At 56.6% G+C, this 24,780-nt stretch carries 26 protein-coding genes and 3 pseudogenes; 24 read left to right on the forward strand and 5 right to left on the reverse strand.

The features are described 5' to 3' along the window. Positions 1–90: pseudogene (locus VGK14_RS09025) on the reverse strand (IS1595 family transposase); the annotation flags it as partial. Between the two features lie 110 nt (positions 91–200). Between VGK14_RS09025 and VGK14_RS09030 the strand changes: the two are divergent. The 9 genes and pseudogenes from VGK14_RS09030 (at position 201) to VGK14_RS09070 (ending at position 4,274) form a co-directional block, all read left to right on the forward strand. After that, on the forward strand, positions 201–653 hold the full coding sequence (locus tag VGK14_RS09030) for a carboxymuconolactone decarboxylase family protein (protein WP_331508713.1): 453 nt from the start codon (positions 201–203) through the stop codon (positions 651–653). 82 nt (positions 654–735) lie between these two features. Beyond that, positions 736–1,125 carry a hypothetical protein gene (locus VGK14_RS09035; RefSeq protein WP_331508714.1) on the forward strand — a complete coding sequence of 130 codons (390 nt, stop codon included), beginning with the start codon at positions 736–738 and terminating at the stop codon, positions 1,123–1,125. Between the two features lie 77 nt (positions 1,126–1,202). Then, the gene (locus VGK14_RS09040) at positions 1,203–2,162 is read left to right on the forward strand and encodes a hypothetical protein (protein ID WP_331508716.1); all 960 of its coding nucleotides are present in this window, start codon (positions 1,203–1,205) and stop codon (positions 2,160–2,162) included. Between the two features lie 69 nt (positions 2,163–2,231). Further along, complete coding sequence (locus VGK14_RS09045; protein ID WP_331508717.1) at positions 2,232–2,573, forward strand: hypothetical protein; 342 nt, start codon at positions 2,232–2,234, stop codon at positions 2,571–2,573. A gap of 207 nt (positions 2,574–2,780) precedes the next feature. Next, complete coding sequence (locus VGK14_RS09050) at positions 2,781–3,002, forward strand: hypothetical protein (RefSeq protein ID WP_331508718.1); 222 nt, start codon at positions 2,781–2,783, stop codon at positions 3,000–3,002. Positions 3,003–3,091: 89 nt separating this feature from the next. After that, on the forward strand, positions 3,092–3,331 hold the full coding sequence (locus tag VGK14_RS09055) for a DUF4160 domain-containing protein (RefSeq protein ID WP_331508719.1): 240 nt from the start codon (positions 3,092–3,094) through the stop codon (positions 3,329–3,331). Next, positions 3,303–3,554 carry a DUF2442 domain-containing protein gene (locus VGK14_RS09060; RefSeq protein ID WP_331508720.1) on the forward strand — a complete coding sequence of 84 codons (252 nt, stop codon included), beginning with the start codon at positions 3,303–3,305 and terminating at the stop codon, positions 3,552–3,554. Before VGK14_RS09055 ends, VGK14_RS09060 begins: the two co-directional genes overlap by 29 nt. Positions 3,555–3,747: 193 nt before the next feature. Beyond that, a pseudogene (locus VGK14_RS09065) lies at positions 3,748–3,978 on the forward strand (type II toxin-antitoxin system RelE/ParE family toxin); the annotation flags it as partial. Continuing rightward, positions 3,975–4,274, forward strand: coding sequence for an addiction module antidote protein (locus VGK14_RS09070; RefSeq protein ID WP_331508722.1), 300 nt, complete (start codon positions 3,975–3,977; stop codon positions 4,272–4,274). The pseudogene VGK14_RS09065 and the gene VGK14_RS09070, both read left to right, overlap by 4 nt. Positions 4,275–4,391: 117 nt before the next feature. Here VGK14_RS09070 and VGK14_RS09075 read toward each other — a convergent pair whose 3' ends face one another. Continuing rightward, positions 4,392–4,802: a hypothetical protein gene (locus VGK14_RS09075; RefSeq protein ID WP_331508723.1), complete on the reverse strand. Its 411-nt coding sequence runs from the start codon at positions 4,800–4,802 to the stop codon at positions 4,392–4,394. A gap of 97 nt (positions 4,803–4,899) precedes the next feature. Here VGK14_RS09075 and VGK14_RS09080 point away from each other — a divergent pair, with 97 nt between their 5' ends. The 3 genes from VGK14_RS09080 (at position 4,900) to VGK14_RS09090 (ending at position 6,116) form a co-directional block, all read left to right on the forward strand. Further along, complete coding sequence (locus VGK14_RS09080) at positions 4,900–5,349, forward strand: MarR family winged helix-turn-helix transcriptional regulator (protein WP_331508724.1); 450 nt, start codon at positions 4,900–4,902, stop codon at positions 5,347–5,349. Positions 5,350–5,565: 216 nt separating this feature from the next. Then, positions 5,566–5,868 carry a BrnT family toxin gene (locus tag VGK14_RS09085; RefSeq protein ID WP_331508725.1) on the forward strand — a complete coding sequence of 101 codons (303 nt, stop codon included), beginning with the start codon at positions 5,566–5,568 and terminating at the stop codon, positions 5,866–5,868. Continuing rightward, positions 5,865–6,116: a CopG family antitoxin gene (locus VGK14_RS09090; RefSeq protein WP_331508727.1), complete on the forward strand. Its 252-nt coding sequence runs from the start codon at positions 5,865–5,867 to the stop codon at positions 6,114–6,116. The genes VGK14_RS09085 and VGK14_RS09090 overlap by 4 nt, the downstream gene beginning before the upstream one ends. 57 nt (positions 6,117–6,173) lie before the next feature. Here VGK14_RS09090 and VGK14_RS09095 read toward each other — a convergent pair. Then, positions 6,174–6,389, reverse strand: a pseudogene (locus tag VGK14_RS09095) (transposase); the annotation flags it as partial. A gap of 505 nt (positions 6,390–6,894) precedes the next feature. Here VGK14_RS09095 and VGK14_RS09100 point away from each other — a divergent pair. The 8 genes from VGK14_RS09100 (at position 6,895) to VGK14_RS09135 (ending at position 12,149) form a co-directional block, all read left to right on the forward strand. After that, on the forward strand, positions 6,895–7,227 hold the full coding sequence (locus VGK14_RS09100) for a YnfA family protein (RefSeq protein ID WP_331508728.1): 333 nt from the start codon (positions 6,895–6,897) through the stop codon (positions 7,225–7,227). Positions 7,228–7,266: 39 nt separating this feature from the next. Continuing rightward, the gene (locus VGK14_RS09105; protein ID WP_331508730.1) at positions 7,267–7,665 is read left to right on the forward strand and encodes a GNAT family N-acetyltransferase; all 399 of its coding nucleotides are present in this window, start codon (positions 7,267–7,269) and stop codon (positions 7,663–7,665) included. A gap of 87 nt (positions 7,666–7,752) precedes the next feature. Further along, the gene (locus VGK14_RS09110; RefSeq protein ID WP_331508731.1) at positions 7,753–8,145 is read left to right on the forward strand and encodes a CBS domain-containing protein; all 393 of its coding nucleotides are present in this window, start codon (positions 7,753–7,755) and stop codon (positions 8,143–8,145) included. A 308-nt stretch (positions 8,146–8,453) separates the two neighbouring features. Then, on the forward strand, positions 8,454–8,723 hold the full coding sequence (locus tag VGK14_RS09115) for a hypothetical protein (protein ID WP_331508732.1): 270 nt from the start codon (positions 8,454–8,456) through the stop codon (positions 8,721–8,723). A 174-nt stretch (positions 8,724–8,897) separates the two neighbouring features. Beyond that, a complete protein-coding gene (locus tag VGK14_RS09120) occupies positions 8,898–9,788 on the forward strand; it encodes a phosphoribulokinase (RefSeq protein WP_331508733.1) in 891 nt (296 codons plus the stop codon). Between the two features lie 39 nt (positions 9,789–9,827). After that, entirely contained in the window at positions 9,828–10,208 is a 381-nt protein-coding gene (locus VGK14_RS09125) for a VOC family protein (RefSeq protein ID WP_331508734.1), read from the forward strand. A 212-nt stretch (positions 10,209–10,420) separates the two neighbouring features. Then, a complete protein-coding gene (locus VGK14_RS09130; RefSeq protein WP_331508735.1) occupies positions 10,421–11,308 on the forward strand; it encodes a hypothetical protein in 888 nt (295 codons plus the stop codon). Positions 11,309–11,363: 55 nt separating this feature from the next. Next, the gene (locus VGK14_RS09135) at positions 11,364–12,149 is read left to right on the forward strand and encodes a type IV pili methyl-accepting chemotaxis transducer N-terminal domain-containing protein (protein WP_331508736.1); all 786 of its coding nucleotides are present in this window, start codon (positions 11,364–11,366) and stop codon (positions 12,147–12,149) included. 101 nt (positions 12,150–12,250) lie between these two features. Here VGK14_RS09135 and VGK14_RS09140 read toward each other — a convergent pair whose 3' ends face one another. Next, on the reverse strand, positions 12,251–13,771 hold the full coding sequence (locus tag VGK14_RS09140; RefSeq protein WP_331508743.1) for an aldehyde dehydrogenase family protein: 1,521 nt from the start codon (positions 13,769–13,771) through the stop codon (positions 12,251–12,253). A 267-nt stretch (positions 13,772–14,038) separates the two neighbouring features. Between VGK14_RS09140 and VGK14_RS09145 the strand changes: the two genes are divergently transcribed. Further along, on the forward strand, positions 14,039–15,916 hold the full coding sequence (locus VGK14_RS09145) for a sigma-54-dependent Fis family transcriptional regulator (RefSeq protein WP_331508737.1): 1,878 nt from the start codon (positions 14,039–14,041) through the stop codon (positions 15,914–15,916). A gap of 12 nt (positions 15,917–15,928) precedes the next feature. Here the strand turns inward: VGK14_RS09145 and glnE are convergent, their stop codons facing one another. Further along, positions 15,929–18,646: a bifunctional [glutamate--ammonia ligase]-adenylyl-L-tyrosine phosphorylase/[glutamate--ammonia-ligase] adenylyltransferase gene (glnE, locus tag VGK14_RS09150; protein ID WP_331508739.1), complete on the reverse strand. Its 2,718-nt coding sequence runs from the start codon at positions 18,644–18,646 to the stop codon at positions 15,929–15,931. A 380-nt stretch (positions 18,647–19,026) separates the two neighbouring features. Here glnE and VGK14_RS09155 point away from each other — a divergent pair, with 380 nt between their 5' ends. From VGK14_RS09155 to VGK14_RS09165, 3 genes are all read left to right on the forward strand, one after another. Beyond that, positions 19,027–21,504 carry a glycogen/starch/alpha-glucan phosphorylase gene (locus tag VGK14_RS09155; RefSeq protein ID WP_331508740.1) on the forward strand — a complete coding sequence of 826 codons (2,478 nt, stop codon included), beginning with the start codon at positions 19,027–19,029 and terminating at the stop codon, positions 21,502–21,504. An 89-nt stretch (positions 21,505–21,593) separates the two neighbouring features. After that, a complete protein-coding gene (acs, locus tag VGK14_RS09160) occupies positions 21,594–23,558 on the forward strand; it encodes an acetate--CoA ligase (protein ID WP_331508741.1) in 1,965 nt (654 codons plus the stop codon). Positions 23,559–23,973: 415 nt separating this feature from the next. Next, positions 23,974–24,648, forward strand: coding sequence for a homing endonuclease associated repeat-containing protein (locus VGK14_RS09165; protein WP_331508742.1), 675 nt, complete (start codon positions 23,974–23,976; stop codon positions 24,646–24,648). The last annotated feature ends 132 nt before the right edge of the window (positions 24,649–24,780 follow it).

Here is a 24,780-nt window from a genome sequence, read left to right on the forward strand (position 1 = left end):
CGTGAAATCCAGGGCAAAACACCTTACAAGCTGTCTGAATTTAGCCTCGCTGATTTTAGAACGTCGGTAATACCTGTTTTTACTAACCATATTAGGAAGTTATCACACCTTAATCGGTGCTTTGCTTCCTAAGACCCAAGTTTTTTATTGGGGTCTACTTTACGTTAGCCTAGACTCAACACTTGAGGAGTTTTTAAGCAATGGAAAATCGAGTTAACCTAGGCAAGACCGCACCAGATCTATATCAAACTGTTGCCGTCCTTGATCGCCTAGCAAGCGAATACGCCGCATCTGCTGGAATCGCTGAAGGCTTCACACATTTGTTGAGACTTCGGGCATCTCAGTTGAATCAGTGTGCATTCTGCGTCAGGCTCCACACTCGTGATGCGCTGGCTTGCGGCGAATCCAGCGACCGCATCAGCGTTTTACCAGCATGGCGGGAAACGCAGTATTTCACTGAGAAAGAACGCGCAGCCCTTGCGCTTGGTGAAGCGGTAACATTAATTGCCAAGGGGCAAATTCCTGAATCTATATACAGTGAAGCCGCTGCCGTGCTATCAAATGAAGAGATTGCAGCAGTCGAGTGGCTCGGTGTCGTGATCAATACTTGGAATCGGATTGCGATCTCAAGTCGGTATCCAGTCAATGCGTAGTATAAGCTGGCTAACCCATCGTTCCACCGGACCTGCGCGAGAAGCCGCGCAGGTCCGGTGAATTCAAACGTTGGGCATTGATATGAATACATCGGACTGGATTGCACTGGCTGCGGCATGTGCGGCATTTATCGGGCTAATACCGCAATTTGCGCAAATGACGCGCACAAAGAGTAGCAAGGAAAAACAGCCAGTCGCGAAAGCTACCGATGCCGCGACTGAGGAGCCACAAGGAAAATCTGAGCCCGTAAAACTTAATGATTTTGGCAAGGCTCTTGTTCTCACAGTCTGTGGCCTTGCAATCGGAGTTGTTGAGATTGTTTTGTTCAGTACGTTTGCGAATATCTATGGAATCGCAATAAGTACAGTAACAATGCCAACAAACTGGCTTATAGTTTTCTATGCATTGTTTGTCGTCCCAGGGGTTTTTCTATTCATGGCATTTGCACACCTTTCCAACTTGTTCGAATAATGCCCAACCCTACAGTCAAGCAGGACGCGCCTACGGCGCGCCCCTTACTTTCACGTTAGCTTTCTACTGACGCTGCAATGCAGAACTTGATCTTTCTTGTAAATGATGAGCCCTATTGCTTGTGGGGCTTCGATCTTCCCAAACGAAACGATGAGTTTCTTCGTGGGCTGGATGCCGGATATTTCGAGTACTGCCTAAACGCGCACCTCGCTACTGAAGATGAACAGCGAGCGTCGGTCGCACTCAGAACAACTCTTCATCATGCCTTGGAGACCTTATTCTCTCTTCTTGGCGCCTACGTACAAGCACCAGATTGTCCATATGCTTGGATTGCCAAGTGCTCGACATCCGACCTGAGGGAGTTTGTCCAGCGAGTTAGCCGCAGCGATCCAAACATATTCACTAAACTCAATATTTCGTCAGCCAGTTGGCCTTTGGTAGCAGAAGCGATCTTTGCGACCTATCTACCGGGAAGCGACAAACAGAAGCGTACGGTTGCCTGCTTTTCTAAAGTCTGGAGCTATCTTGCCCAGGACTTCCAAAACGCCAATTACATAGATGAGTACAATTCTCTTAAACACGGCTTTCGCGTAAAGCGCGGTGGCTTCTCATTGGCGATTGGCAAAGAGCCGTCTTATGGTGTCCCGCCGCCGGATGGCGAAATGCACCTAATGGGCAAGTCCGATTTTGGTACGTCATTTTTCAAAATTGAGTCCATCGGGAGTAACAAGAAGAATAGAAGCATTCGCGCGCACCGCACTTCAGTGAACTGGTCACCTGAACGAGACATCCTTTCGTTGCAACTCGCTTACATGTCACTTAATAACGTCATTTCCGCTCTACGCATCGTCAATGGCTGGCCAGCGCCGGAATGCGCATTCATTCGCCCCGAGAACGACGACGACTTCGATAAGCCATGGCAATACACTCCAAGCGTTATGAGCATTAATTTCGACCACGTCGTTGATGAACAAAACACCGTGCTGGTAACAAAGAAAGAACTTCTGGAGAAGGTTTATGGTGATTCAGAAAGCTAACCCATCAGTCGAGAGGGACGCTTCGCGGCGACGCCGCTCGCGCCCCTCACCTTAACCGTTAGCCAAATTATGCCATTCGTATTTCTCGACAAAATCGCTCGCAACGACGCTGCCGTCAAAAGCATTTTTGATAATGTACGTAACCTTGGTTTGTGTGCTGCAGTATTCGCAGCCAGTGCCTGGAAACTCAAACATATCGGTAGCGGCTGGCTGTACTACTTTGACTCTACTTTAGGTTGGTTACTTTTTGCAGCCGGATTCTCTCTGACCTTCATAAACATGAACCATGGACTCTATAAATTAAAAGAGTCGGCATTGCCGAAATGGCTCAAAGGTCTAATTGGTGGTTTATATGGGGCTTTAGCTATAGAAGTGATAAATGCTTTGTTATCAGGTAAATTTGGTGGCTAACCCATCCATCAAGCGGGACGCTGCGCTGAAGCGCACCGCCCCTTATGTCAAACGTTATGCATGGCAGCATCCAGCAATCGAGGAATGTCAATTGCCATCAACCTGCCTTTGTCGCTAAGGTCTTGCGGGTCTGCCTGAAAGTGCTTCAAGTTTTCACCAACAACTCATAGCCACCTTTCCTTTATTTCGGATATCTCATCTATGGTCATGAACTCACTCTCCAAACAGCTGAAGGAAAAGTCAGACGACGAACTTGCTGAATACATGGCAGGCTGGAAACCGGACACAGGGAAATACATCCTTTCCGAGATGGAGTTCAAGCGTCGCCAATCTCGCCCAAATGAAATCCGTGGTTGGATTTCTCTCGGTTTGTCCGTGCTTGCGATCATTATTTCTGTTGTCGCCTTGGTCGTTAAAAACTATGCATAACATGGCGGTCAAGGGGGACGCCTAGCGGCGCCCCTGATGTCAAACGTTAGGCATCACTGTCAAATGGTCAAAACTGCTATGATTTAACTATGGCACCGACCGTTTTCCGCCAAGGCGCTTTTCGCTTCTTTTTCTTCTCTCGCGAAGAACCGCGCATGCATATCCATGTGTCCCATACAGATGGAGAGGCAAAATTCTGGCTGGAACCCCAGATTGAGCTTGCCATGAACCAAGGGCTCTCGAAAGAGCAAGTCAGTGAGGCATTGTCCTTGGTTCAACATCATTACGAGGAGATTCGCAATGCTTGGCACATCCACTTCGGAAATTGAAGTTTCTTTGGCTTCAAACAAGGGCTTCTGGCTACTGGTGGGCGATGAGGAGCTTTTTGTTCCTTACGCTGAATTCCCTTGGTTCAAAAAAGCCACGATTGAAGAAATCTCCAACATCGAGTGGCCAACCCCCGATCATCTCTATTGGCCTCTGATCGACGTTGATTTATCGGTTGAATCTATCCGCAGTCCCGCCAATTTCCCTTTGCGTTCTCATGCCTAACCCCGCAGTCAAGCGGGACGCTGCGCTAAAGCGCCGCGCCCCTTACTTTCGACGTTGGGCACCTCAGGACGGCGCGTATGGCATTGACAATGTGTAGCCATAGGGCTACAGTTGCTCCATGATTGAAATTCGCAAAACCGTCCTCTTCGCTCAGTGGCTCGACGACTTGCGCGACCTCTAGGCGAGAGCGCGCGTCCAAGCAAGGATCGAACGACTTGCCGCTGGAAACCCCGGAGATGTCGAACCGGTTGGCAAAGGTGTCTCGGAATTGCGAATCAACTACGGTCCCGGTTACCGGGTATATTTCAAGAAGCGAGGGCGAGAGCTGATTATTCTGCTGGCTGGTGGAGACAAGACTACCCAAGCCAAGGACATCAAGGCTGCATTGCGCCTCGCACGTAATCTTTCGGAGGAGCAACCATGACTAAGACCGTTACCACTCGCTATGACGTTGCCGAACACCTCAGAACCCCAGAGGAAATGGCCGCTTATCTTGAAGCCTGCCTTGAAGAAGCCGACGGAGATGCTGCATTTATTGCCAAAGCACTTGGCGATATTGCTCGCGCCAAGGGTATGTCACAGGTCGCGCGCGATGCCGGATTGTCTCGCGAAAGTCTTTACAAAGCGCTCTCCGGTGATCGTAGCCCTGGATTCGACACCATCCTTAAAGTCATCGGGGCACTTGGGCTGAAGTTGCATGCCGAAGCTGGTCACGACTGACGAGGTGCCCAACCCTGCGGTGCAGGGGACGCTGCGCGATAAAGCCGCGCCGCGCCCCTGGCTTTGAACGTTATGCCCCAAAGCTATCCGTCATGCCTTGCCTTAAACACGAGCAATTCATTTTCGAATTTGTCGCTGCTGCACTACTGCAACCACGATCCCACCGGTCATGACCGCAAGCGCATCGACGAGACCCGATAGCAGCATTGGCAAGGCTGGAAGTTTCGACCAACCAGCCGTGACCAAATGATCGCCCAAGAACACCGCCGTACCCAGTACGAGGCCGACCACAGCACCATGTAACCAGCCTGATCGTCCGCTTTTCACACGCGGCATCAGCCAGACTAAAGCGATGGTGATTACCAAATAGCCTACGAGCAGCGGCGCAAAGGCCAGACCGTCTGCGTCAGTTCGAATGTACAACCCGAACATCGGTGACACGAAGGGTTGCAGGATAGCGACTGCAAGTGTTGTCGCTACGACATTCGTGACCACGTAGCCCATGCCCAGGGGAAGAATCCACTTCATCTCTGTCTCCTTATGTTATGTCAATGACCAAGTGTCAATGAGGTTGACAGTGTATGGTTCCTTGCTCGAAGCGTCAACCTGGTTTACACTTTGCCGCATGAAAAAGCACGGAACTACCCCGATGGGGCGATTGCTGCTAGATGCCTTTAATTGGTTCGATGCGGGCTTGTTGGCCTCATTGAAAGAACAAGGTTGGCCGGACCTTAGTCGCTCACTGTCAATGGTGATGGCTTACTTGGATAGCGACGGCATTCGTATTTCGGAGTTGGCTCGACGACTTGGTGTCTCAAGGCAGGCCGCACAGAAAAGTGTTAAAGAGCTAGAAAGAGTAAAACTGGTAGAAACCAAGATTGACCCAACCAATTCAAGCGCAAAAATTGTTGTTTTAACAACTCAAGGGAAAGCCAACGTTAGTGCTGCCTTGAATGCTTTTTCTGAAATTGAAATCCAACTATCAAGGCGCATTGGTAGTGCCGATTTGGCCAGTATGAGAAAGACGCTTGAAAAAGACTGGGGAGCACCAGTAATTGTGAAGAAAAACGCATAACTCCAACGTTAGGCGTTACCATTCCGGACAATCAATGACTATCGAAATTTTCACTGCAAACACCGACGCAGAAATCGAATCCTGTTTCCCAGTTTTCAGTGCGCTTCGCCCGCATCTTGAGAAATCCATCCATCAAGCGGGGCGCGCTAAAGCGCGCCCCTTATGTCAACCGTTAGGGCTTCTTGACAATTTACTAAGCGTACATACAATGTATTCATGATTAAATTCGAGTGGGATACAGCTAAGGCGGCCTCAAACAAGAAGAAGCACGGCATTTCGTTTGAGGAGGCGCAATCAGTCTTCTACGACGAGTTCGCCGTGCAATTCTTTGATGAAGATAATTCCGTGTCGGAAGACAGGTTTCTGATGCTTGGCTTCAGTGATGAAGCTCGCCTTCTGATTATCTGTCATTGCGAACGCGACCGAGGCAACATTATTCGGATCATCTCGGCAAGGAAAGCCACGAAAAACGAGAGTAACTATTATCAGAGTAACTATTATCAAGGAATCAGACCATGAAAATTGAATACGATCTATCAAAAATGAAATCCCGCAAAAATCCTTATGCGGCCAAGCTCAAAAAGTCTGTCACGATGCGGTTGAGCGAAGACGTTATTGGCTATTTCAAACAAATGGCTGACGAAAAGGGTGTCCCGTATCAGAGCCTTATAAATCTTTATCTGCGAGACTGTGTATCAAGCCATAGAAAAATTGACATTTCTTGGCAAACAACCCTAACGGGGCATTCGAGAGGGACTGGCCGATAAGCGCTCTCTTTCCGGCCTGTGGGTTTTTGAACTTCCGGGCTTCGGCCAAGTTTTATGGTCGGCCAACAATTTCTTGAGCCGGTTGTTCTCCACCTCCAGGTCACGCAGCCGCTTGGCCTCGGATGCCTGCATACCGCCATACCTGGCACGCCACTTGTAGAAGGTGGCCTCGCTGAACCCGCCCTGGCGGCAGAGTTCCTTGATCGGCATCCCCGCTTCGGCCTGCTTCAGAAAGCCGATGATCTGTTCTTCGGTAAATCGTGTTCTCTTCATGTCCGTCATTCTCCAAAAATTGACGGACTTCACGAACTTTACAGTGGTATGGCAGGCGGGGTGCAGGTCAGACCATGCGCTTATCTTGCTTTTGCCAGTAGAGGTAGTCTTCCCATGCCTCGTCTGCGAAAATCAGCTTCGCTTGGTCAGCTTCCGCTCAACACCTTTACCGGTGCTCAATTGCGCAGCAGCAGAGAGAAGGCGTTTAGCGTTGGCAGGTGTACGTAACAGATAGGCAGTTTCTTCAAGTACCTTAACCGCCGTGCGTGATGTGGCCCGCGTCCGTGGCATGGCACAAAAGATGCTGGTCTTGGGCGTAAGAGTTTTTTCAAGGCACTTACACCTGGTGCAAACCGCACTATGACACGATGCTCAAGTTGGATGAACGTGTGGCTATTTATATTGCTACCTGCTAGTCTTGACGCATGGCTGACCTGCTAAATATCATGTAACCCGCTATTCAGGCGGAGCGCCCCTTAATGCGGACGTCGAGCTTTATCCCTTTATGGAAATAATCAAAACATTCGGGCTCTTCGTACTCACTGCATTGGCTGAGATTGTCGGCTGTTATCTCCCATATCTCTGGCTCAAACAAGGCGGCTCTGCTTTGCTTCTTATCCCGGCAGCCTTTAGTCTTGCATTGTTCGCATGGTTATTGTCGCTTCACCCCAGTGCGGCCGGACGCGTCTATGCTGCATATGGCGGTGTTTATATCGGGATGGCTATCATGTGGCTTTGGGTCGTAGACTCCGTAAAACCCACGGTCACCGATTGGGTAGGGGTTTTGGTGTGCCTATTAGGTATGGCCATTATCATGTTTGGACCCCGGCATGCCTAACTGGCCTGCAGCCAGCCCCTACCTTGAACTTAGGCTTCCATGGCAGCTATTGAATACCGCCTCAACTCCCCTCTCAAGGCTGCTGATGTTGCTGCGGTTTTTGATGCCTCCGGCATTCGCCGTCCCACCGATCTTGCGCGGATCGAGCGCATGTTTGCCAGTGCCAACCTGATTGTCTCCGCTTGGGATGATGGCAAGCTCGTTGGGGTGTGTCGAGCATTGACCGACTTCAGTTATTGTTGCTATTTATCCGATCTCGCAGTAGACAAGTCTTTCCAAAAGCACGGTATCGGACAGGAACTTATTGCCCGTGTTCGCTCTGCCATCGGGGAAGATGTCGCGCTTGTTCTATTATCGGCCCCCGAGGCAATGGAGTATTACCCCAAGATCGGTTTTGAAAAAATTGAAAATGGGTTCATCATCAAACGTGCTCGGTAAATCCAAGCCCACCCCCTCAGTCAAGCGGGACGCGCCAAAGCGCCCTCTTAATTCAGGTGTTATGTACTAACAAGAGGATAGGTAATTATGGAAACGCAGATAACCGCCATAATGCAGAAGCACGTGATCTCAGTAGATATGCAAGATACGATTGATAAAGTGGAGGATATTCTAAATTCACATGAATTATCTTCCGTGCCGGTCATCGATTCTGAGAGGGGCGATTGTTTCGGAATAATCAGCTCGCCAGATTTAGTCCACTTCCATACAGCGAAAAAGAATCCAAAATTAGTGCGGGCATGGGAAATATGTACATATAAGCCTATCGCCATAAGCCCGGAAACATCTGTAAGCGACGCAGCTAAAATAATGGTCCAGAACAGAATCCATCACCTGGTCATATCGGAGAATAAATCCATAAAGGGGTTTATCTCATCGCTTGATTTGATAGAAAACTATTTGTTAAAGGGGCATACATGACGCATAGCTCAAGCATGGGAACCCACTCATGTCAGCGTTCTGATTGAGCTTATCCGTAGAACCGTTACCTCGTAACATTTGGCCCGTGTCTTTTCACCCGCACCCGGGCGGCAACGCAGCGCCCACGGCCACCGCCGCCATCGTTTACATAAACCCCGCCCCTTCGGCTGATATGCAGGCCGACATTTCCGTCCTCGCCGTCTGACGGCCCTTTAAATTGATTCGCAGGTTTGGTGATCCGATATGATCAGCATCCTTAAATTTTATCAGCGCACCATTCCCGGCAAAAATCAGGAGACCGACGTTTTGTGCTGGAAATGCAGCCCAGGCCGCACCGCCTGCTGATTTTTTCGTTCATTGCCTATGTTACCGGCGCGCTCGGTTTTGAAATGCTGGGCGGCTGGTATTTCCAGCTGCATGGCGCCCAAAAGGATTTGCTGTACGGACTGATGTCCACCGGCGAGGAATCGCTGGAGATGATAGGCATGACGGCTTTCGCCTATACCTTGCTGATATATATCGAGACCGTGCACAAAGGCATCGTCGTCCAGGTTGGAGAAGCCCCGGGCGATAGATAATGTGATGATTGCAAGCTGAGGAGCCATTCGGTGCAGGCCTTGCGCATTAGCGCAAGGATAAATAATTCCGCATCAAGACCTTGAACCCGAATTAACCCCCGCGCGGCGTTAAGGGGCATGCTTCTGCTAGAATATGAAAAATACACAGTTACCACCCTTCAATAGGTCTCGTTTATGTCCAGCAAGCATCCCGTTATCGCAGTGACCGGATCCTCCGGCGCAGGCACCACCACGGTCAAACGTGCTTTCGAAAATATTTTCCGCCGCGAAAAAATCACCGCGGCACTGATAGAGGGGGATAGCCTGCACAGTCTGGACCGTGCCGCCTTCCGCGTTGCCGCCGACGAAGCAGCCAAAGCCGGCAACAACACCTTCAGCCATTTCGGTCCGGAGGCCAACCATTTCGACAAGCTCGAGGAAACTTTCAAGGTCTACGGCGAAACCGGGATGTGCCAGCGCCGATTCTACGTGCACAGCGAGGCCGAAGCTGCCGAGCAGAACGCGCATTTCGGGCTGAACAACCTCAAGCCCGGCACCTTTACGCCGTGGGAAGATATCGAATCGAGGTCCGACCTGCTGCTGTACGAGGGCCTGCACGGCCTTGCCACCGACGGCACCTACGACATGGCCAAATATGTGGACTTGGGCATAGGCGTGGTGCCTGTGGTCAACCTGGAGTGGATACAGAAAATCCACCGCGACAAGATCGAGCGCGGCTATTCGGCGGAGGCGACGGTAGATACCATCATGCGCCGCATGCCGGACTACATCAAATTCATCGTGCCGCAATTTTCGCGCACCCACATCAACTTCCAGCGCGTCGCCACCGTGGACACCTCCAACCCCTTCGTGGCGCGCGATATCCCGACCCCGGATGAAAGCTTCGTCGTGGTGCGCTTCCGCAACCCCAGGGGCGTGGACTTCCCCTACATGCTGCAGATGATCCCCAACTCCTTCATGTCGCGCGCCAATACCCTGGTGGTTCCCGGCGGCAAGATGAGCCACGCGATGGAAATCATCCTCGCGCCCCTCATGCATGACTTCATGGAAAAAAAGAAAAAGTAGATCCCGCCGCCTGATCGGCAGTTTTACCGGAGCGAACCAATGCGCATACTCAGCCTGCTGCACGCCACCGTCATTGCCGCCGATCTCGTTCGGTCACGCGCTTTTTACGGCGGGATACTGGGACTGCAGGAAAACCCCGCCCGCCCCAACATGAGCTTCGACGGCATCTGGTACGACGTCGGGCCTGACCAGATGATCCACCTGATGCAGGTGCCCAATCCGGAAACCGGCCTGCAACGCCCGGCCCACGGCGGGCGCGACCGCCATACCGCGCTGGCGATAGATAATATCGACGAGCTGGTCGCCCGGCTGGAAGCCGCCGGCATCCCCTACTCTCTCAGCAAATCCGGCCGCCGCGCGCTGTTCTGCCGCGACCCGGACGACAACGCGCTGGAGTTTGCCGAAGTTTCCAGAGCGTAAATTTCGCCGGCAACGCCGAGCCGCGTGCCGACAGGCGCCGCATTCCGGCCGCTCGCAAACGGATCGAGACCTTCTCCTCGATCCACTCACGCTTGCAGCCTCATCTGGATGTGGTTAAATAGGCAATCGCTCATGCTCCGATGAAGGATGCCAGATGCGCCAGAATACGTCGACGCCCCCATACTTTCTCACCAGTGCAGGCTCTCGTTGCGATGAAAAATAGACCATTCCGCAGCGGCATCGCCGCATGGCGCTGGCTGGGACTCTTGCCGTTGGCGGCTTCGCTATATGGCAACGCTTTGGCGGGCGAGCCGGCGCAGGCCGGGATACTGGTCAAGCAGAAGCTGCTGCTGCTTGAAAGCCTGCTCAATTCGGAAAGGATCAGGCAACTGCAGGCTAGCGGCGGCGATGAAGCCAGAAACCGTGTCGCCAATGCCGTCAAGTTGCGCGACCAGGCACGAAGCTGGCTAGCCGGCGGCGATATCGGTGCCGCCGCCAAAGCCGTGGATGAATCCCTGCGCACGGCGACGGCGGTGTCTGCCGCAGCGAAGAGCGCGCCATTGCTGGACAACCAGTGGCAGCAGAAGCAGAACGCCGACCTGGAGCAACAGGTGCGCGGGTACCGGACAGCCATCGGCGAAACCTTGAAAAAACAGGGGAAAACCGGAGACGCCCGGCTGCAGGGGCTGGACAGGTTACTGGCGGAAGCCGCTGGCGATACCGCTGCCGAGCGGCATGGCGAGGCCAATCGCAAACTTGCGCAAGCCTATCGGCTGGCCGTGACCATGTTGAGCGAGCTGCGTGCCGGGGAAACCGTCGTGCTCGATCTCAAATTCGACACGCCGGCGGATGAATACGCCTATGAGCAGAAGCGCAATCGCAGCCACGAAATGCTGGTAGAGATGATGGTTCAGGAAGGCAAGGCCGAAGGGAGCAACCGCGCCAGGTTCGACCAACTGGTCGAAGCCGGCCGTCAATTGCGGCTGAAAGCCGAAAGCATGGCGGAAACCGGCGATTACAAGGGCGCTATCGAACAGCTGGAAAATGCGACCGGACAGCTGGTCAAAGCGCTGCAATTGACCGGCATGCCCGTTTTCTGAAAACGGCTCAAACATACTTGCAGCGACCTGAAGAGACAGAGGGAGGGCCGGACCAATGAACGGATTCTGCAAACTATTGTGGCCGCTGGTGTTCCTGGGCTTGCTATGCGGCGCGGGAAGCGCGCGGGCGGACGAGGCGGCATTGGCCGCCGCAGTCAACAAGGCCGGCTATCAGCGCATGCTGTCGCAGCGCATCGTCAAGGCTTACTGCCAGGTCGGCCTGGAGGTGATGCCGGAAGCTTCCGCGACACAGTTGGCCGAATCGATCGGAGCTTACGAACGCAACCTGAGCGATTTGCAGACGCTGGTGCCCGATCAATACAGCCGCGAACTGATAGCCAGCCTGAACCGGCAGTGGGAGCCTTTCAAGGTGGTAGCTTCGGGCCCGGTCACGCGGGCCGGCGCGGAAGTGCTGCTGGTGCGTGGAGAACGCTTGCTGGAAGCGGCGGAGAATCTGACGCGGTATCTGGAGACGACATCCGAGACCTCCATTGGATACCTGGTCAATCTTTCGGGCCGGCAACGCATGCTGTCCCAGCGCATAGCCAAGTTCTACATGCTGCATGCCTGGGGGTTTGAAACCATTCTGGTGAACGAAGAAATCGAGGCTGCGCGCAATGAATTCTCGGCGGCATTAGCCAAGCTCGTCGATGCCCCGGAAAATACCGTCGACATTACCGAAGAGCTTAACTCAGTAAGGTTGCAATGGGACTGGTTTCAGGCAGCGCTGGCGCTGGAAGGCGCTTATTCCTACCGTATGGTGGTTGCCGATGCCAGCGAATCCATCCTCGGCCATATGGATCGCATCACCCGCCTCTACGAGAAGTTGGCGCGCCGCTGATCGGCATGAGTTAAATCGTCGAAAAAAAAAAGCCGCCCCCGGGAGTTGGAGGACATTGAGGGCGGCGAACGGAGATGAAACTCTTGCCTCGTTTACTCAGGTCAGAACAGACCGAGCGGATTGGTGCTGTAGCTCACCAGCAGATTTTTGGTCTGCTGGTAATGGTCGAGCATCATCTTGTGCGTCTCGCGACCGATGCCTGATTTTTTGTAGCCGCCAAACGCGGCGTGCGCCGGGTAGGCGTGGTAGCAGTTGGTCCACACGCGGCCGGCCTGGATGCCGCGACCCATGCGATAGGCGGTGTTGATGTCGCGCGTCCACACGCCGGAGCCCAAGCCGAATTCCACGTCGTTGGCGATGCGCAAGGCTTCGGCTTCGTCCTTGAAGGTGGTGAGCGACAGCACCGGCCCGAAGATTTCTTCCTGGAAAATGCGCATGTCGTTGGTGCCCTTGAAGATCGTCGGCTTGATGTAATAGCCGCCGCCGAACTCGCCCGCGACCTGCCCGCGCTCGCCGCCGACGAGACACTGCGCGCCTTCCTTTTTGCCGATTTCGATATAGGACAGGATCTTGTCCATCTGGTCGGTTGACGCCTGCGCGCCGACCTGGGTTTCGGTATCCAGCGGGTTGCCCTGCTTCATCGCATTAATGCGCTTGATGGCGCGTTCGATCATTTTTTCGTAGATCGACTCCTGCACCAGCGCGCGCGACGGGCAGGTGCACACTTCGCCCTGGTTGAAGGCAAACATCACCAACCCTTCCACCGCCTTGTCCAGGAATTCGTCGTCCTTGGCGGCGACGTCGGCGAAGAAGATGTTGGGCGATTTGCCGCCCAGTTCCAAGGTTACCGGGATAATGTTCTCGGAGGCGTACTGCATGATCAGCCGGCCGGTGGTGGTGCCGCCGGTGAAAGCGATCTTGGCAATACGCGGGCTGGTCGCCAGCGCCTTGCCGGCGTCGTGGCCGAAGCCGTTGACGATATTGAGCACGCCGGCCGGCAGCAGGTCCTGGATGATCTCGGCCAGCACCATGATGGAAACCGGCGTCTGCTGCGCCGGCTTGAGCACCACGCAGTTGCCGGCCGCCAGCGCCGGCGCCAGCTTCCAGGAGGCCATCAGCAGCGGGAAATTCCACGGGATGATCTGGCCGATCACGCCCAGCGGCTCATGGAAATGATAGGCGACGGTGTTATGGTCGATCTCGCCGACGCTGCCTTCCTGCGCGCGGATGCAGCCGGCGAAGTAGCGGAAGTGGTCGATCGCCAGCGGGATGTCCGCATTCAGCGTTTCGCGGATCGGCTTGCCGTTGTCCCAGGTTTCGGCGATGGCCAGCTTTTCCAGGTTTTCTTCCATGCGGTCGGCGATGCGCAGCAGCAAACGCGAACGCTCGCCAACCGAAGTATTGGCCCAGGATTCACGCACCCTGTGCGCGGCATCCAGCGCCAGTTCTATATCCGGCGCCTGACTGCGCGCCACCTGGCAGAACACCTGGCCGGTGACCGGGGTGATGACGTCGAAATATTCCCCATCGACCGGAGCGACCCATTTTCCGCCGATGAAATTGTCGTAACGCGATTTGAAACTAATCTTTGCGCCAGGCTGTCCCGGGTTTGCATAAATCATCATTCATCTCCTCAAACGTAATGGTTGTCATCCTTCCGGTATTCCGGAGTCCGTGATCCCCATATCGCAACCCCTGTGCCAGGCAACTTGAAACTTCCATCGCAAGCAAGCTCATCCCTGCCGAAAACCGCTTCACAGCTATGTTTAAAAAATTTTCGACGGTCCATGGGGCCGATGATTCGGCAAGTTTCTTGCCGTGCGTCAATTGTGCAGTTATGCAACAGGTGTTACATTTTGTGACACCGTTATCTGCTTATGAACATAGCCATGCGTCTCAATCCGCTCGACGATTCCAGTGAAATCCTGCAAGCCCGCTCGCAACTGCTGACGCGCGGCGACATCCCCGCAGGCATCGTCGAGGCCACTATCGAACGCTCCTGGAAACGCTGCGTCGGTTACGGCCTGGATGCGGCGCGTTCGGTGGAAGATGCGCGCCTGGGTGGGGCGGAACTGCGTTCGCTGCGCGACCAGAACGGTCTGCTGCTGTCGCACGCGCGGCCGGAAATGGAAACGCTGCACGAGCAGATTTCGCGCTCGTGCAGCATGATCATCCTCACCGATGCCGACGGCATGATCCTGCATGCGCTGGGCGACGACGACTTTCTCGATACCGCAACCCGCGTATCGCTGCGCGAAGGCACCTCGTGGGGGGAGAACTGGCGCGGCACCAACGCCATCGGCACCGCACTGCTGGAACGCGCGCCGGTGGCGGTGCATGCGACCGAGCATTTCGTCGAGCATCACCATCTGCTGAGCTGCGCCGCCGCGCCCATCCTCGATCCGCAAGGCATGCTGGTCGGCGCGCTGGATGTTTCCAATGATTACCGGCTGCGCCAGAAGCACACGCTGGCGCTGGTGCGGATGTCGGCGCAGATGATAGAAAACCGCCTGTTCGGCGCCACCCACAGCGGCGGTATCACGCTGCACTTCCATGCGCGGCAGGAATTCGTCGGTACGCTGTGGCAAGGCATCGCGGTGTTCTCGCACGACGGCCTGTTACTCGCGCTCAACCGCAGCGGACGCTTCCAGCTCGGCCTGGAACATGTACAGCTGGAACGGCGCACTTTCGACGACCTGTTCCACATGCCGTTCGCCAAGCTTTATGGCCGCCTGCAGCACGGCATCAGCCCGCCGTTCCCGCTGCATCTGGAAAACGGCGCCCGCGTCTATGCCCGACTGCAGATGGAACCGGACCAGCGCCGCATCGCGGCAGTGGCCGAACCCCGTCCGGCCAGCGCGCTGGAATCGCTCAATCACGGCGATACTCGCCTGGCGCGCACCATAGACCAGCTCAGGCGCGTCATCGACCGCGACATCCCCATCCTCATCGAAGGCGAAACCGGCGTCGGCAAGGAGCTGTTCGCGCAGGCCATCCATCGCGCAAGCCGCCGCAGCCGTGCCGAGTTCGTCGCCATCAACTGCGCGGCGATGCCGGAAGGCCTGATCGAGTCGGAATTGTTTGGCTATGAAGAAGGGGCTTTCACCGGCGCGCGCCGCAAGGGCAGCCCCGGCAAGCTGGTGCAGGCCGACGGCGGCACGCTGTTCCTGGACGAGATCGGCGACATGCCGCTCAGCCTGCAGGCGCGGCTATTGCGGGTATTGCAGGAGCGCCGCGTCACCCCGCTGGGCGGCGGTGCCGCACGGACTATCGACATCGCCATCGTCAGCGCCACCAACCGCAAACTGCGCGAACTGGTCGCGCGCGGCGAATTCCGCAGCGACCTCTACTACCGGCTCAACGGCCTCGCGGTCACGCTGCCGCCGCTGCGCGAGCGCAGCGACCTCAAGCCGCTGGTGGAAAAACTGCTGGAACGCGAGCAGGCCGGCGCCATCCGCATCGCCGACGAGGTCATGGCCCTGTTCCGCGCGCATTGCTGGCCGGGCAACATCCGCCAGCTGCATACCGTGCTGCGCACCGCGCTGGCGCTGATGGGGGACGAACAGACCATGCTGCGCGAGCATCTGCCGCAGAGTTTTCTCGACGAACTGGGCATGGAGCATGCGGACACCTTGGACCGGCTGGAAGCCGACACCATACGCAGCACGCTGCTGGCGCACGCCGGCAACGTCTCCTCCGCCGCCCGCCAGCTGGGCATCAGCCGCACCACGCTGTACCGCAAGCTCAAGCAACTGGGTTTGAGCTAGGGCGTGTTCGCACTAGGATGCGCCCGCTTTCGGCATAGCCCTGGGTTGAAATACTTCCTGCCATAACGCGGTGACCGCCGCGCGCTGCCCGGCATAAGCTGCCGACGGTACTCTCGCTCGCTCCAGCCCCTGCAGACGCAAGGCGTGCTGTTCCTTGCGATAGGCCCGGTAGGCATCCGCCACCGCGGCGGCGAGCCAGTCCGGAATCAGTTTCAATGCACCGGCCCGCTTGAGCAAGGCGATATTGCCGGTGTTGGCGGCCAGTTCCGCGTGGCTGCGGGCGTGCGCCAGCACCAGGAATTGCACGATGAATTCGACGTCGACGATGCCGCCGCAGTCATGTTTCAGGTCGAACAGTTCGGTATCGTTGGGATGGCCATCCAGCATTTTCTGGCGCATCGCGATCACCTCCTCGCGCAGTTTGGCGAGATCGCGCGGCTGCGACAGCACCTGCTGGCGGATCTGATCGAAAGCCCGCCCGATCGCCGCATCGCCGGCGCAGAAGCGTGCCCTGGTAAGCGCCTGATGCTCCCAGGTCCAGGCCTTGCCCCGCTGGTATTCGGCAAACGCCGCGACCGAACTCACCAGCAACCCGCTCGCGCCGTCCGGCCGCAGCCGCAAATCGGTTTCGTACAGCTGCCCGGCCGGGGTCAGGCTGTTGAGCCAGTTGTTGATGCGCTGGCCGAAGCGCGCATACACCGCACCGGCATCGTTCGCTTCATCGTCGTAGAGGAACACCAGGTCGAGGTCGGATGAATAGCCCAGCTCCTTGCCGCCCAGCTTGCCATAGCCGATGATCGCAAACAGCGGCGTCTCGCGGTGGCGCGAGCGCAGCCCGGGCCAGGCATGGCGGATCACCGCATCCAGCATCAGGTCCGCCAATGCGCTGAGATAGTCCGACAGCGTTTCCAGCGGCAATTCGCCGACCAGATCCTGCGCAGCAAAGCGGAAGGTCTGCGCATGCTTGAAATGACGCAAGGCATCCAGCTTGCGCTCGACATCGCCGCCGCAGTCGGCCAGCGTGGCTTCCAGCTCGGCGGCCAGCGCGGCAAAATCCGGCGGCGCATACAGATTGCGCGTATCGAGCAGCTCATCCAGCAGAATCGGGTGCTGGGTAAGATAGGCTGCCAGCCAGGGGCTGGCGCCGCACAGCCGGCAGACCAGCTCCAGCGCATACGGATATTCAGCCAGCAACGCCAGGTAATTGGCGCGCCGGCAAATGGCCTCGAACAGCGACATCGCGCGGGCGAGCGCAACGTCGGGGGCTGACTGGCGGCCGGCAGCCTGGATCAGCTGCGGCATCAGCGTATCGAAACGCTCCCGGCTTTGCTGAGGCAGTTGCAGGTAACGCGTGCTTACGCGCAGCTGCTTTAACCGCTGCAAGGTCTCCGCGGCTTCCCGGTAGCCCAAAGCGTCCAGTTGCTGCTGCGCCGCCGCAGCAGGCTGCTGCCCCAGCCACAAGGCATCCAGGCTATGCCCTTCGCCGTTGCCGGCTTCCTCGAACACCTGGCTGAAATACCGCTCGACATTGCCGCGATGGCGCATCAGCGCCTGTTCCAGCCCGGCCCAATCCGGGAAGTTCATGCCGGCAGCCAGGCGTGCGCGGCTGTCGTCGTCGGGCGGCAGCATTTGCGTCTGCGCGTCCTGCAAGTACTGCAGGCGGTGTTCGAGGTTGCGCAGGAATACGTAAGCCTCGGATAGCTCGTTCACCGTGTCCGCCGACAGCAGTCCCTTGCGTGCCAGCCGCTCCAGCACTTGCAAGGTCGGGCGGATTTGCAACTCCCTGTCCTTGCCGCCGCGGATCAACTGGAATACCTGTGCGATAAACTCGATCTCGCGGATGCCGCCGGGGCCCAGCTTGATATTGTCGTGCATGTCGCGCCGCGCCACTTCGCGCTCGATCTGCACTTTCAGGTCGCGCATCGACGCAATCGCGCCGTAGTCCAGATACTTGCGAAACACGAAGGGCTTGAGCAGCGCTTCGAGCTCCTCGCCCGGCCCATAGATGACCCGGCCCTTGATCCAGGCGTAGCGCTCCCACTCGCGGCCCTGGGTCTGATAGTACTCTTCCAGCGCGGCATAGCTGCCCACCAGCGGCCCGGAATCGCCGTAAGGCCGCAGCCGCATGTCCACGCGAAACACGAACCCGTCGGCAGTGATTTCGCCGATGGCGGAAATCAGCCTTTTTCCTAATCTCGAGAAATACTCATGGTTGCTGATGGAGCGCGCGCCATCGGTCGCGCCATCCTGGGCATAGGCGAAAATGAGGTCGATATCCGACGAGACGTTCAATTCCCTCCCGCCCAGCTTGCCCATGCCAACCACGACCAGCGCTTGCGGAGCGCCATATTCGTCGACCGGCAGGCCGTACAGTTCGGCCTGCCAATGATGCAACTGCCCGAGAGCGAAACCGACCGCCACTTCCGCCAGCGCGGTACAGGTTTCAACCACTTCAGCCAGGTCCGCCAGCCCGTTCAGGTCGCGCGCGATCAGCCGCAGCATGACGTGTTTGCGCAGATGGCGCAGTATGCGCTTGAGGGATGCCTCGTCGGCGATGGCGAAGCTTGAGAGGAAACTGCGCATGGCCGGCTCGTCCCACGGTTCGTGCACATGCGCGAGCAGCGGTTCCAGCAGTTCCGCATCGGCATCCAGCAAGCGCGCGACAAACGGACTGCAGTTGCGGGTATGCTGCAACAATTGCTGAAAGGAATTTTCTGATGGGGCCGGCATGATTGATGCTTTCGCAATTGACGGATACCACCATAGATTTTTCCGCCGTTTTCGTCAAATAATGGATATCCTGAAAATGGTAATCATCATGGCACCCTATTGACAGGCCATTGCTTGCACGGACAATGAGCGCTAAAAATCAGGTCATATTTCAGTAAGTTACAGACTCTGGTTTGACTCCAACCCGGCGCGAATACACGGCGCGAGGCTTGTCGAAGAGCCATCTTTTCGACAAGCCTCGCAGTCTTGTGGACACGCCAGGTATGCGAAAATCGGAGATATTGACCTCAATAACGATTGAAATTCGACGCCGCGTTTGCGAAGCGTGGAAACCGCCTCGCAAAACGGGTGCGGCTTTTTAAAATTTGACGAAAGAATACATGAAGGAAAGACGCGCTTCAGTGATGCATTACCAGAGTTCAGGCATGGATAAGGAAGCCATTCGCGCCGCCTTGTACCAGCACCTGACCTATTCCATCAGCAAGTACCCCATGACTGCCACCGACCGCGACTGGTTCATGAGCGCGGCGCTGGCCGTGCGTGACCGCCTGGTGGAGCGCTGGATGGAAAGCATGCAAAGCTATTACCGCACGGATGCCAAACGCATTTACTACCTCTCGCTGGAATTCCTGGTAGGACGCACCTTCAGCAACGCCATGCTCAACCTCGACATCTACGAAGAATGCAAGGCTGCACTGTTCGAGGCCGGGCAAAATATCGAGAGGATTGCCGAGGTCGAATTCGACGCCGCGCTTGGCAATGGCGGGCTGGGGCGGCTTGCCGCGTGTTTCCTGGATTCGATGGCCACGCTCAACCTGCCCTGCTACGGCTATGGTATCCGCTACGAATACGGCATGTTCCGCCAGCGCATCGAAGATGGCTGCCAGATGGAGCATCCGGACAACTGGCTGCGCTACGGCAACCCCTGGGAATTTTCCCGGCCTGAAGTGCTGTACCCGGTGCAGTTTCACGGCAAGGTGCTCGCCTACCAGCACCATGACGGCACCACGCACCATCACTGGGTGGATACCGACACCGTGATGGCAATGGCTTACGACACGCCGGTGCCTGGCTACGGCGGGCACACCGTCAACAACATGCGGCTGTGGTCGGCCAAGTCGTCGCGCGATTTCGACCTGCGCTACTTCAACCAGGGCAATTACATCCAGGCGGTCGCCAACAAGAACGAATCGGAGAACCTGTCCAAGGTGCTGTACCCGGACGACTCCACCGAAATGGGGCGCGAGCTGCGGCTCAAGCAGCAGTATTTTTTCGTCGGCGCATCCTTGCAGGACATCCTGTTCCGCTACGAGAAGCACCACGGCACCTGGGACGAACTGCCGGACAAAGTGGCGATTCAGCTCAACGATACCCACCCTGCCATCGCCGTCGCCGAGATGATGCGCCTCTTGGTGGATATCCACCACCAGCGCTGGAACTACGCCTGGGATTTGACCACGCGCGTGTTCTCCTACACCAACCACACGCTGATGCCGGAAGCGCTGGAAACCTGGCCGGTGAGCCTGTTCGAAAACATCCTGCCGCGGCATCTGGAAATCATCTACCAGATCAACCACCAGTTCCTGCAGGACGTCATGCACCGCTTTCCCGGCGACGCCGAACTGCTGCGGCGCATGTCGATCATCGATGAAAGTAGCGGCCGGCGCATCCGCATGGCCCATCTGGCGATTATCGGCAGCCATACCGTGAATGGCGTCGCCAAGCTGCACACCGAATTGATGAAAAGCACGATTTTTGCCGATTTCGAACGCTACTCGCCGGGCAAGATCATCAACATGACCAACGGCGTGACGCCGCGCCGCTGGCTGAATCAGGCCAATCCGGGGCTGGCCGGGCTGATCGGATCGCGCATCGGCCATGGCTGGGTGTCGGACCTCGACCAATTGGCCCAATTGCGCAAGTTTGCCGAGGATGCCGCATTCCGCGAGGAATTCGCCGCGATCAAACGCGCCAACAAAATCCGTCTGGCGGACATGATCCACCACTCGCTCAAGGTCCAGGTCAATCCCGATTCGCTGTTCGACATCCAGATCAAGCGCATCCACGAATACAAGCGGCAGCTGCTCAACATGCTGCATGTGATTACGCTCTACAACCGAATCCGCATGGGCACGCATCCCGATATCGTGCCGCGCACCGTGATCATTGCCGGCAAGGCCGCCCCCGGCTATGCGATGGCCAAGCTGATCATCCGCCTGATCAACAACGTCGCCGACATCATCAACCACGATCCGCAGGTGGGCGACCGCCTGAAACTGGTGTTCATCCCCAACTACGACGTCTCCAACGCCGAAAGAATCGTGCCCGCCGCCGACCTGTCGGAGCAGATTTCCACCGCCGGCACCGAGGCTTCCGGCACCGGCAACATGAAACTGGCGCTCAACGGCGCGCTCACGATAGGCACGCTGGACGGTGCCAATATCGAGATCATGGAGGAAGTCGGCCGCGACAACATCTTCATCTTCGGCCTCACCGCGGATGAAGTGGACAACCTGCACCGCCAGGGGTACAACCCGTGGGATTATTACCACGGCAACGCCGAACTGAAACTGACCCTGGACATGATCGCCTCGGGTTATTTCTCGCCGGACGAGCCGCAGCGCTATCAGGCCATCGTCGATGCCTTGCTGCAGCGCGGCGACCATTATCTGCTGCTGGCCGACTATGCGTCCTACGTCGCCTGCCAGGAAAAAGTGGATGCGCTCTACCGCGACCCCGCACAATGGACCAGGCAGGCCATTCTCAATGTGGCCGGCATGGGAAAATTTTCCAGCGATCGCACCATCCGCGAGTACGCGGAGCAGATATGGCACGTCAAGCCGGTAACGAATAGCTGACGCCGGCCTGGACGAAAAGCGCCGGCGACCGGGAAAATCCGGCGTGAGAGCGTTATGATGAGATTTATAAACCTGAGGAGTGAAGTTCCATGAGTTCGATGAAATCCGTCCTGACTGAAACGCGCGTGTTCGAACCGAGCGCGTCATTCAGGAACAATGCGATCGTCTCCGGCATCGATGCATACCAGGCGCTATGCAAAGAAGCCGAGGCCGATTACACCGGTTTCTGGGCAAAGCTTGCGCATGAAAATATCAGCTGGCACAAACCGTTCACCCAGGTGCTGGATGAAACCGATCCGCCGTTCTTCCGCTGGTTCCACGACGGCGAACTGAACGTCTCCTATAACTGCCTGGACCGCCACCTCACCACCCAGGGCAACAAGACCGCGATCATCTTCGAAGCCGACGACGGCAGCGTCACCCACGTCAGCTACCGCGAGCTGCATGGCCGCGTATGCCGCTTCGCCAACGCGCTGAAAAAATTCGGCGTCACCAAGGGCGACCGCGTCATCATCTACCTGCCGATGAGCGTGGAAGCCGTGGTGGCGATGCAGGCCTGCGCACGCATCGCGGCGATCCACTCCGTGGTATTCGGCGGGTTTTCCTCCAAGAGCCTGCACGAGCGCATCACCGACATCGGCGCCAAGCTGGTGATCACTTCCGACGGCCAGTTCCGCGGCGGCAAGGCGATGCCGCTCAAGCCCGCGGTGGACGAAGCGATTGCGCTGGGCGGCTGCGAAAGCGTGCAGCATGTCGTCGTGCTCAAGCGCACGGCGGGTGAAGTGCAATGGAACAGCCGCGACGTGTGGTGGAGTGACGCCGAGGCCGGCATGCCAGACCAATGCGAGCCGACCTGGGTCGATGCCGAGCATCCGCTGTTCGTGCTGTACACTTCAGGATCGACGGGCAAGCCCAAGGGCGTGCAGCACTCCTCCGCCGGCTACCTGCTGGGCGCGGTCATGAGTATTAAATGGGTGTTCGACTACAAGCCGTCGGACATTTTCTGGTGCACCGCCGACGTGGGCTGGATCACCGGCCACTCCTACGTCGCCTACGGCCCGCTGGCGCTCGGCGCAACCGAAGTGATATTCGAAGGCGTGCCGACCTATCCCGACGCCGGCCGCTTCTGGCAGATGATAGAGCGCCACAAGGTGAGCGTGTTCTATACCGCGCCCACCGCGATCCGTTCGCTGATCAAGCTGGGCGGCGACCTGCCCGACAACTACGACCTCTCCACGCTGCGCCTCTTGGGCACCGTGGGCGAGCCCATCAACCCCGAAGCCTGGATGTGGTATTACGAAAAAATTGGCAAGAGCCGCTGCCCCATCGTCGACACCTGGTGGCAGACCGAAACCGGCTCGCACATGATCGCGCCGCTGCCGGGCGCCGTGGCGATCAAGCCCGGCTCGTGTACTCTACCGCTGCCCGGCATCATGGCCGACGTGGTGAACGAGGACGGCAGCCAGGTCACCGACCACGGCGGCGGCCTTCTGGTGATCAAGCGTCCGTTCCCGTCGCTCTTGCGCACCATCTGGGGCAACGCGGAGCGCTTCAAGCGCGGCTACTTCCCCGAGCACCTCGGTGGCAGCTATTACCTCGCCGGCGATTCCGCACACAAGGACGACGACGGCTATTTCTGGATCATGGGCCGCATCGACGACGTGCTCAACGTGTCTGGACATAGATTAGGCACGATGGAAATCGAATCCGCGCTGGTCGCCAATCCGCTGGTGGCCGAGGCCGCCGTGGTCGGCAAGCCGCACGACATCAAGGGCGAATCCATCGTCGCCTATGTGGTGCTCAAGGGCCAGCGTCCGGAAGGCGAGAAGGCGAAACAGATCGCCGCCCAGCTGCGCGACTGGGTGGGCAAGGAAATCGGGCCGATCGCCAAGCCGGACGAAATCCGCTTCGGCGACAACCTGCCCAAGACCCGCTCCGGCAAGATCCTGCGCCGCCTGCTGCGCTCGCTGGCCAAGGGCGAGGAGATCACCGCGGATATCTCCACGCTGGATAATCCGGCGATTCTGGAGCAGTTGAAGCAGGCCGTCAGCTAACGGCAGATCGACGCCCATCGGGGGCGGGAGGGAATAATGCGGCTGTTATTTTCTTCCGCCCTTGGTTTTTCCGCCCAAACGGAGAATAGGCGCGGTTATTATGCAGATATCGCGTTTCGGCGGGGATGATGTAATGTCTTACGCGGTAGCTGCCACATAACGCCCCCGTGCCGCCTGCCTTGGCTGGATTAACGTGTTTTGTAAAAAAGCTTGGCTCTGATGGCTACTCGCTTAGCCCAGAAGAAAAAGTGGGGTATTTGGCAATTTATTAATAATTTTATTGATGCGATAAAATAGTCTTGTTTATTGTTTTTAATGAATATTATTTTTTTATTAATAAATTATCCACCAGACTTGATAAAATTTTAGGTATTTTATTGGGGTCTACTTTACGTTATGCGGCAAAGGCAGGGCCATGCAATTTGAACTGAGCCACGATAGACGAAACATCTCAGACAGTGATTTGCTGTCAGACCTTCGTCGCGTTGCCTCCGAGCATTCGGAGCAGCAAGTTAAGCAGCGCACGTATAAAGATCACGGCAAGTATGGCGTTACAACAGTTATTCGCCGTTTTGGCTCATGGAATTCTGCGGTGGAGGCGGCCGGATTAGACGTCACAGTGGAACGGAACATTCCAGATGAAAAACTGTTTTCGGCCATCTATGACTTATGGGCTTCTCTTGGCCGTCAACCCAGCTATTCGGAGGTTCAAAAGCCTGCATGCCTGTTTCATGTTGCCACGTATGAGCGCCGCTTTAGCTCGTGGAGGCAGGCTTTAGAGGCGTTTGTTTCATACGCCAATTCTGAAGCTATGGCCGCGCCAGCAGCAGTTGAAACAACGGGTATCGTTTCGCGTCGGACCACCCGCTGTCCAGATTTGCGGCTTCGCTTCAAGGTGCTCCAGCGCGACCACTTTCGTTGCTGTGCGTGTGGCGCATCTCCATCGGTTACTCCCGGTGTTGTACTTGAGGTTGACCACATCAAGCCATGGTCAAAAGGAGGTGAAACCGTTATCGAGAACCTCCAAACGCTATGCGCAGCTTGCAACCAAGGAAAAACAAACCACCATGAAGAGCGGCAAACCGCATAACAGGTCGATCAACTGGGACGTCAAATGCTGCGCATTTGCCGCCCGTTATCTTTATCGTTGGGCACCTCAGGACGGCGCGTATGGCATTGACAATGTGTAGCCATAGGGCTACAGTTGCTCCATGATTGAAAT

It is taken from the genome of Novimethylophilus sp., from assembly GCF_036504375.1.
Lineage (GTDB): Bacteria > Pseudomonadota > Gammaproteobacteria > Burkholderiales > Methylophilaceae > Novimethylophilus.

Excerpts from the sequence above, each read along its gene's own strand:
- VGK14_RS09135 (WP_331508736.1), top strand. The coding sequence starts at position 11,364 with ATGAACGGATTCTGCAAACTATTGTGGCCGCTGGTGTTCCTGGGCTTG.
- VGK14_RS09035 (WP_331508714.1), top strand. The coding sequence starts at position 736 with ATGAATACATCGGACTGGATTGCACTGGCTGCGGCATGTGCGGCATTT.
- VGK14_RS09070 (WP_331508722.1), top strand. The coding sequence starts at position 3,975 with ATGACTAAGACCGTTACCACTCGCTATGACGTTGCCGAACACCTCAGA.
- VGK14_RS09100 (WP_331508728.1), top strand. The coding sequence starts at position 6,895 with ATGGAAATAATCAAAACATTCGGGCTCTTCGTACTCACTGCATTGGCT.
- VGK14_RS09055 (WP_331508719.1), top strand. The coding sequence starts at position 3,092 with ATGGCACCGACCGTTTTCCGCCAAGGCGCTTTTCGCTTCTTTTTCTTC.
- acs (WP_331508741.1), top strand. The coding sequence starts at position 21,594 with ATGAGTTCGATGAAATCCGTCCTGACTGAAACGCGCGTGTTCGAACCG.
- glnE (WP_331508739.1), bottom strand. The coding sequence starts at position 18,646 with ATGCCGGCCCCATCAGAAAATTCCTTTCAGCAATTGTTGCAGCATACC.
- VGK14_RS09125 (WP_331508734.1), top strand. The coding sequence starts at position 9,828 with ATGCGCATACTCAGCCTGCTGCACGCCACCGTCATTGCCGCCGATCTC.
- VGK14_RS09045 (WP_331508717.1), top strand. The coding sequence starts at position 2,232 with ATGCCATTCGTATTTCTCGACAAAATCGCTCGCAACGACGCTGCCGTC.
- VGK14_RS09110 (WP_331508731.1), top strand. The coding sequence starts at position 7,753 with ATGGAAACGCAGATAACCGCCATAATGCAGAAGCACGTGATCTCAGTA.
- VGK14_RS09060 (WP_331508720.1), top strand. The coding sequence starts at position 3,303 with ATGCTTGGCACATCCACTTCGGAAATTGAAGTTTCTTTGGCTTCAAAC.
- VGK14_RS09140 (WP_331508743.1), bottom strand. The coding sequence starts at position 13,771 with ATGATTTATGCAAACCCGGGACAGCCTGGCGCAAAGATTAGTTTCAAA.
- VGK14_RS09050 (WP_331508718.1), top strand. The coding sequence starts at position 2,781 with ATGAACTCACTCTCCAAACAGCTGAAGGAAAAGTCAGACGACGAACTT.
- VGK14_RS09080 (WP_331508724.1), top strand. The coding sequence starts at position 4,900 with ATGAAAAAGCACGGAACTACCCCGATGGGGCGATTGCTGCTAGATGCC.
- VGK14_RS09145 (WP_331508737.1), top strand. The coding sequence starts at position 14,039 with ATGCGTCTCAATCCGCTCGACGATTCCAGTGAAATCCTGCAAGCCCGC.
- VGK14_RS09120 (WP_331508733.1), top strand. The coding sequence starts at position 8,898 with ATGTCCAGCAAGCATCCCGTTATCGCAGTGACCGGATCCTCCGGCGCA.
- VGK14_RS09130 (WP_331508735.1), top strand. The coding sequence starts at position 10,421 with ATGAAAAATAGACCATTCCGCAGCGGCATCGCCGCATGGCGCTGGCTG.
- VGK14_RS09040 (WP_331508716.1), top strand. The coding sequence starts at position 1,203 with ATGCAGAACTTGATCTTTCTTGTAAATGATGAGCCCTATTGCTTGTGG.
- VGK14_RS09085 (WP_331508725.1), top strand. The coding sequence starts at position 5,566 with ATGATTAAATTCGAGTGGGATACAGCTAAGGCGGCCTCAAACAAGAAG.
- VGK14_RS09105 (WP_331508730.1), top strand. The coding sequence starts at position 7,267 with ATGGCAGCTATTGAATACCGCCTCAACTCCCCTCTCAAGGCTGCTGAT.
- VGK14_RS09030 (WP_331508713.1), top strand. The coding sequence starts at position 201 with ATGGAAAATCGAGTTAACCTAGGCAAGACCGCACCAGATCTATATCAA.
- VGK14_RS09090 (WP_331508727.1), top strand. The coding sequence starts at position 5,865 with ATGAAAATTGAATACGATCTATCAAAAATGAAATCCCGCAAAAATCCT.
- VGK14_RS09155 (WP_331508740.1), top strand. The coding sequence starts at position 19,027 with ATGAAGGAAAGACGCGCTTCAGTGATGCATTACCAGAGTTCAGGCATG.
- VGK14_RS09165 (WP_331508742.1), top strand. The coding sequence starts at position 23,974 with ATGCAATTTGAACTGAGCCACGATAGACGAAACATCTCAGACAGTGAT.
- VGK14_RS09075 (WP_331508723.1), bottom strand. The coding sequence starts at position 4,802 with ATGAAGTGGATTCTTCCCCTGGGCATGGGCTACGTGGTCACGAATGTC.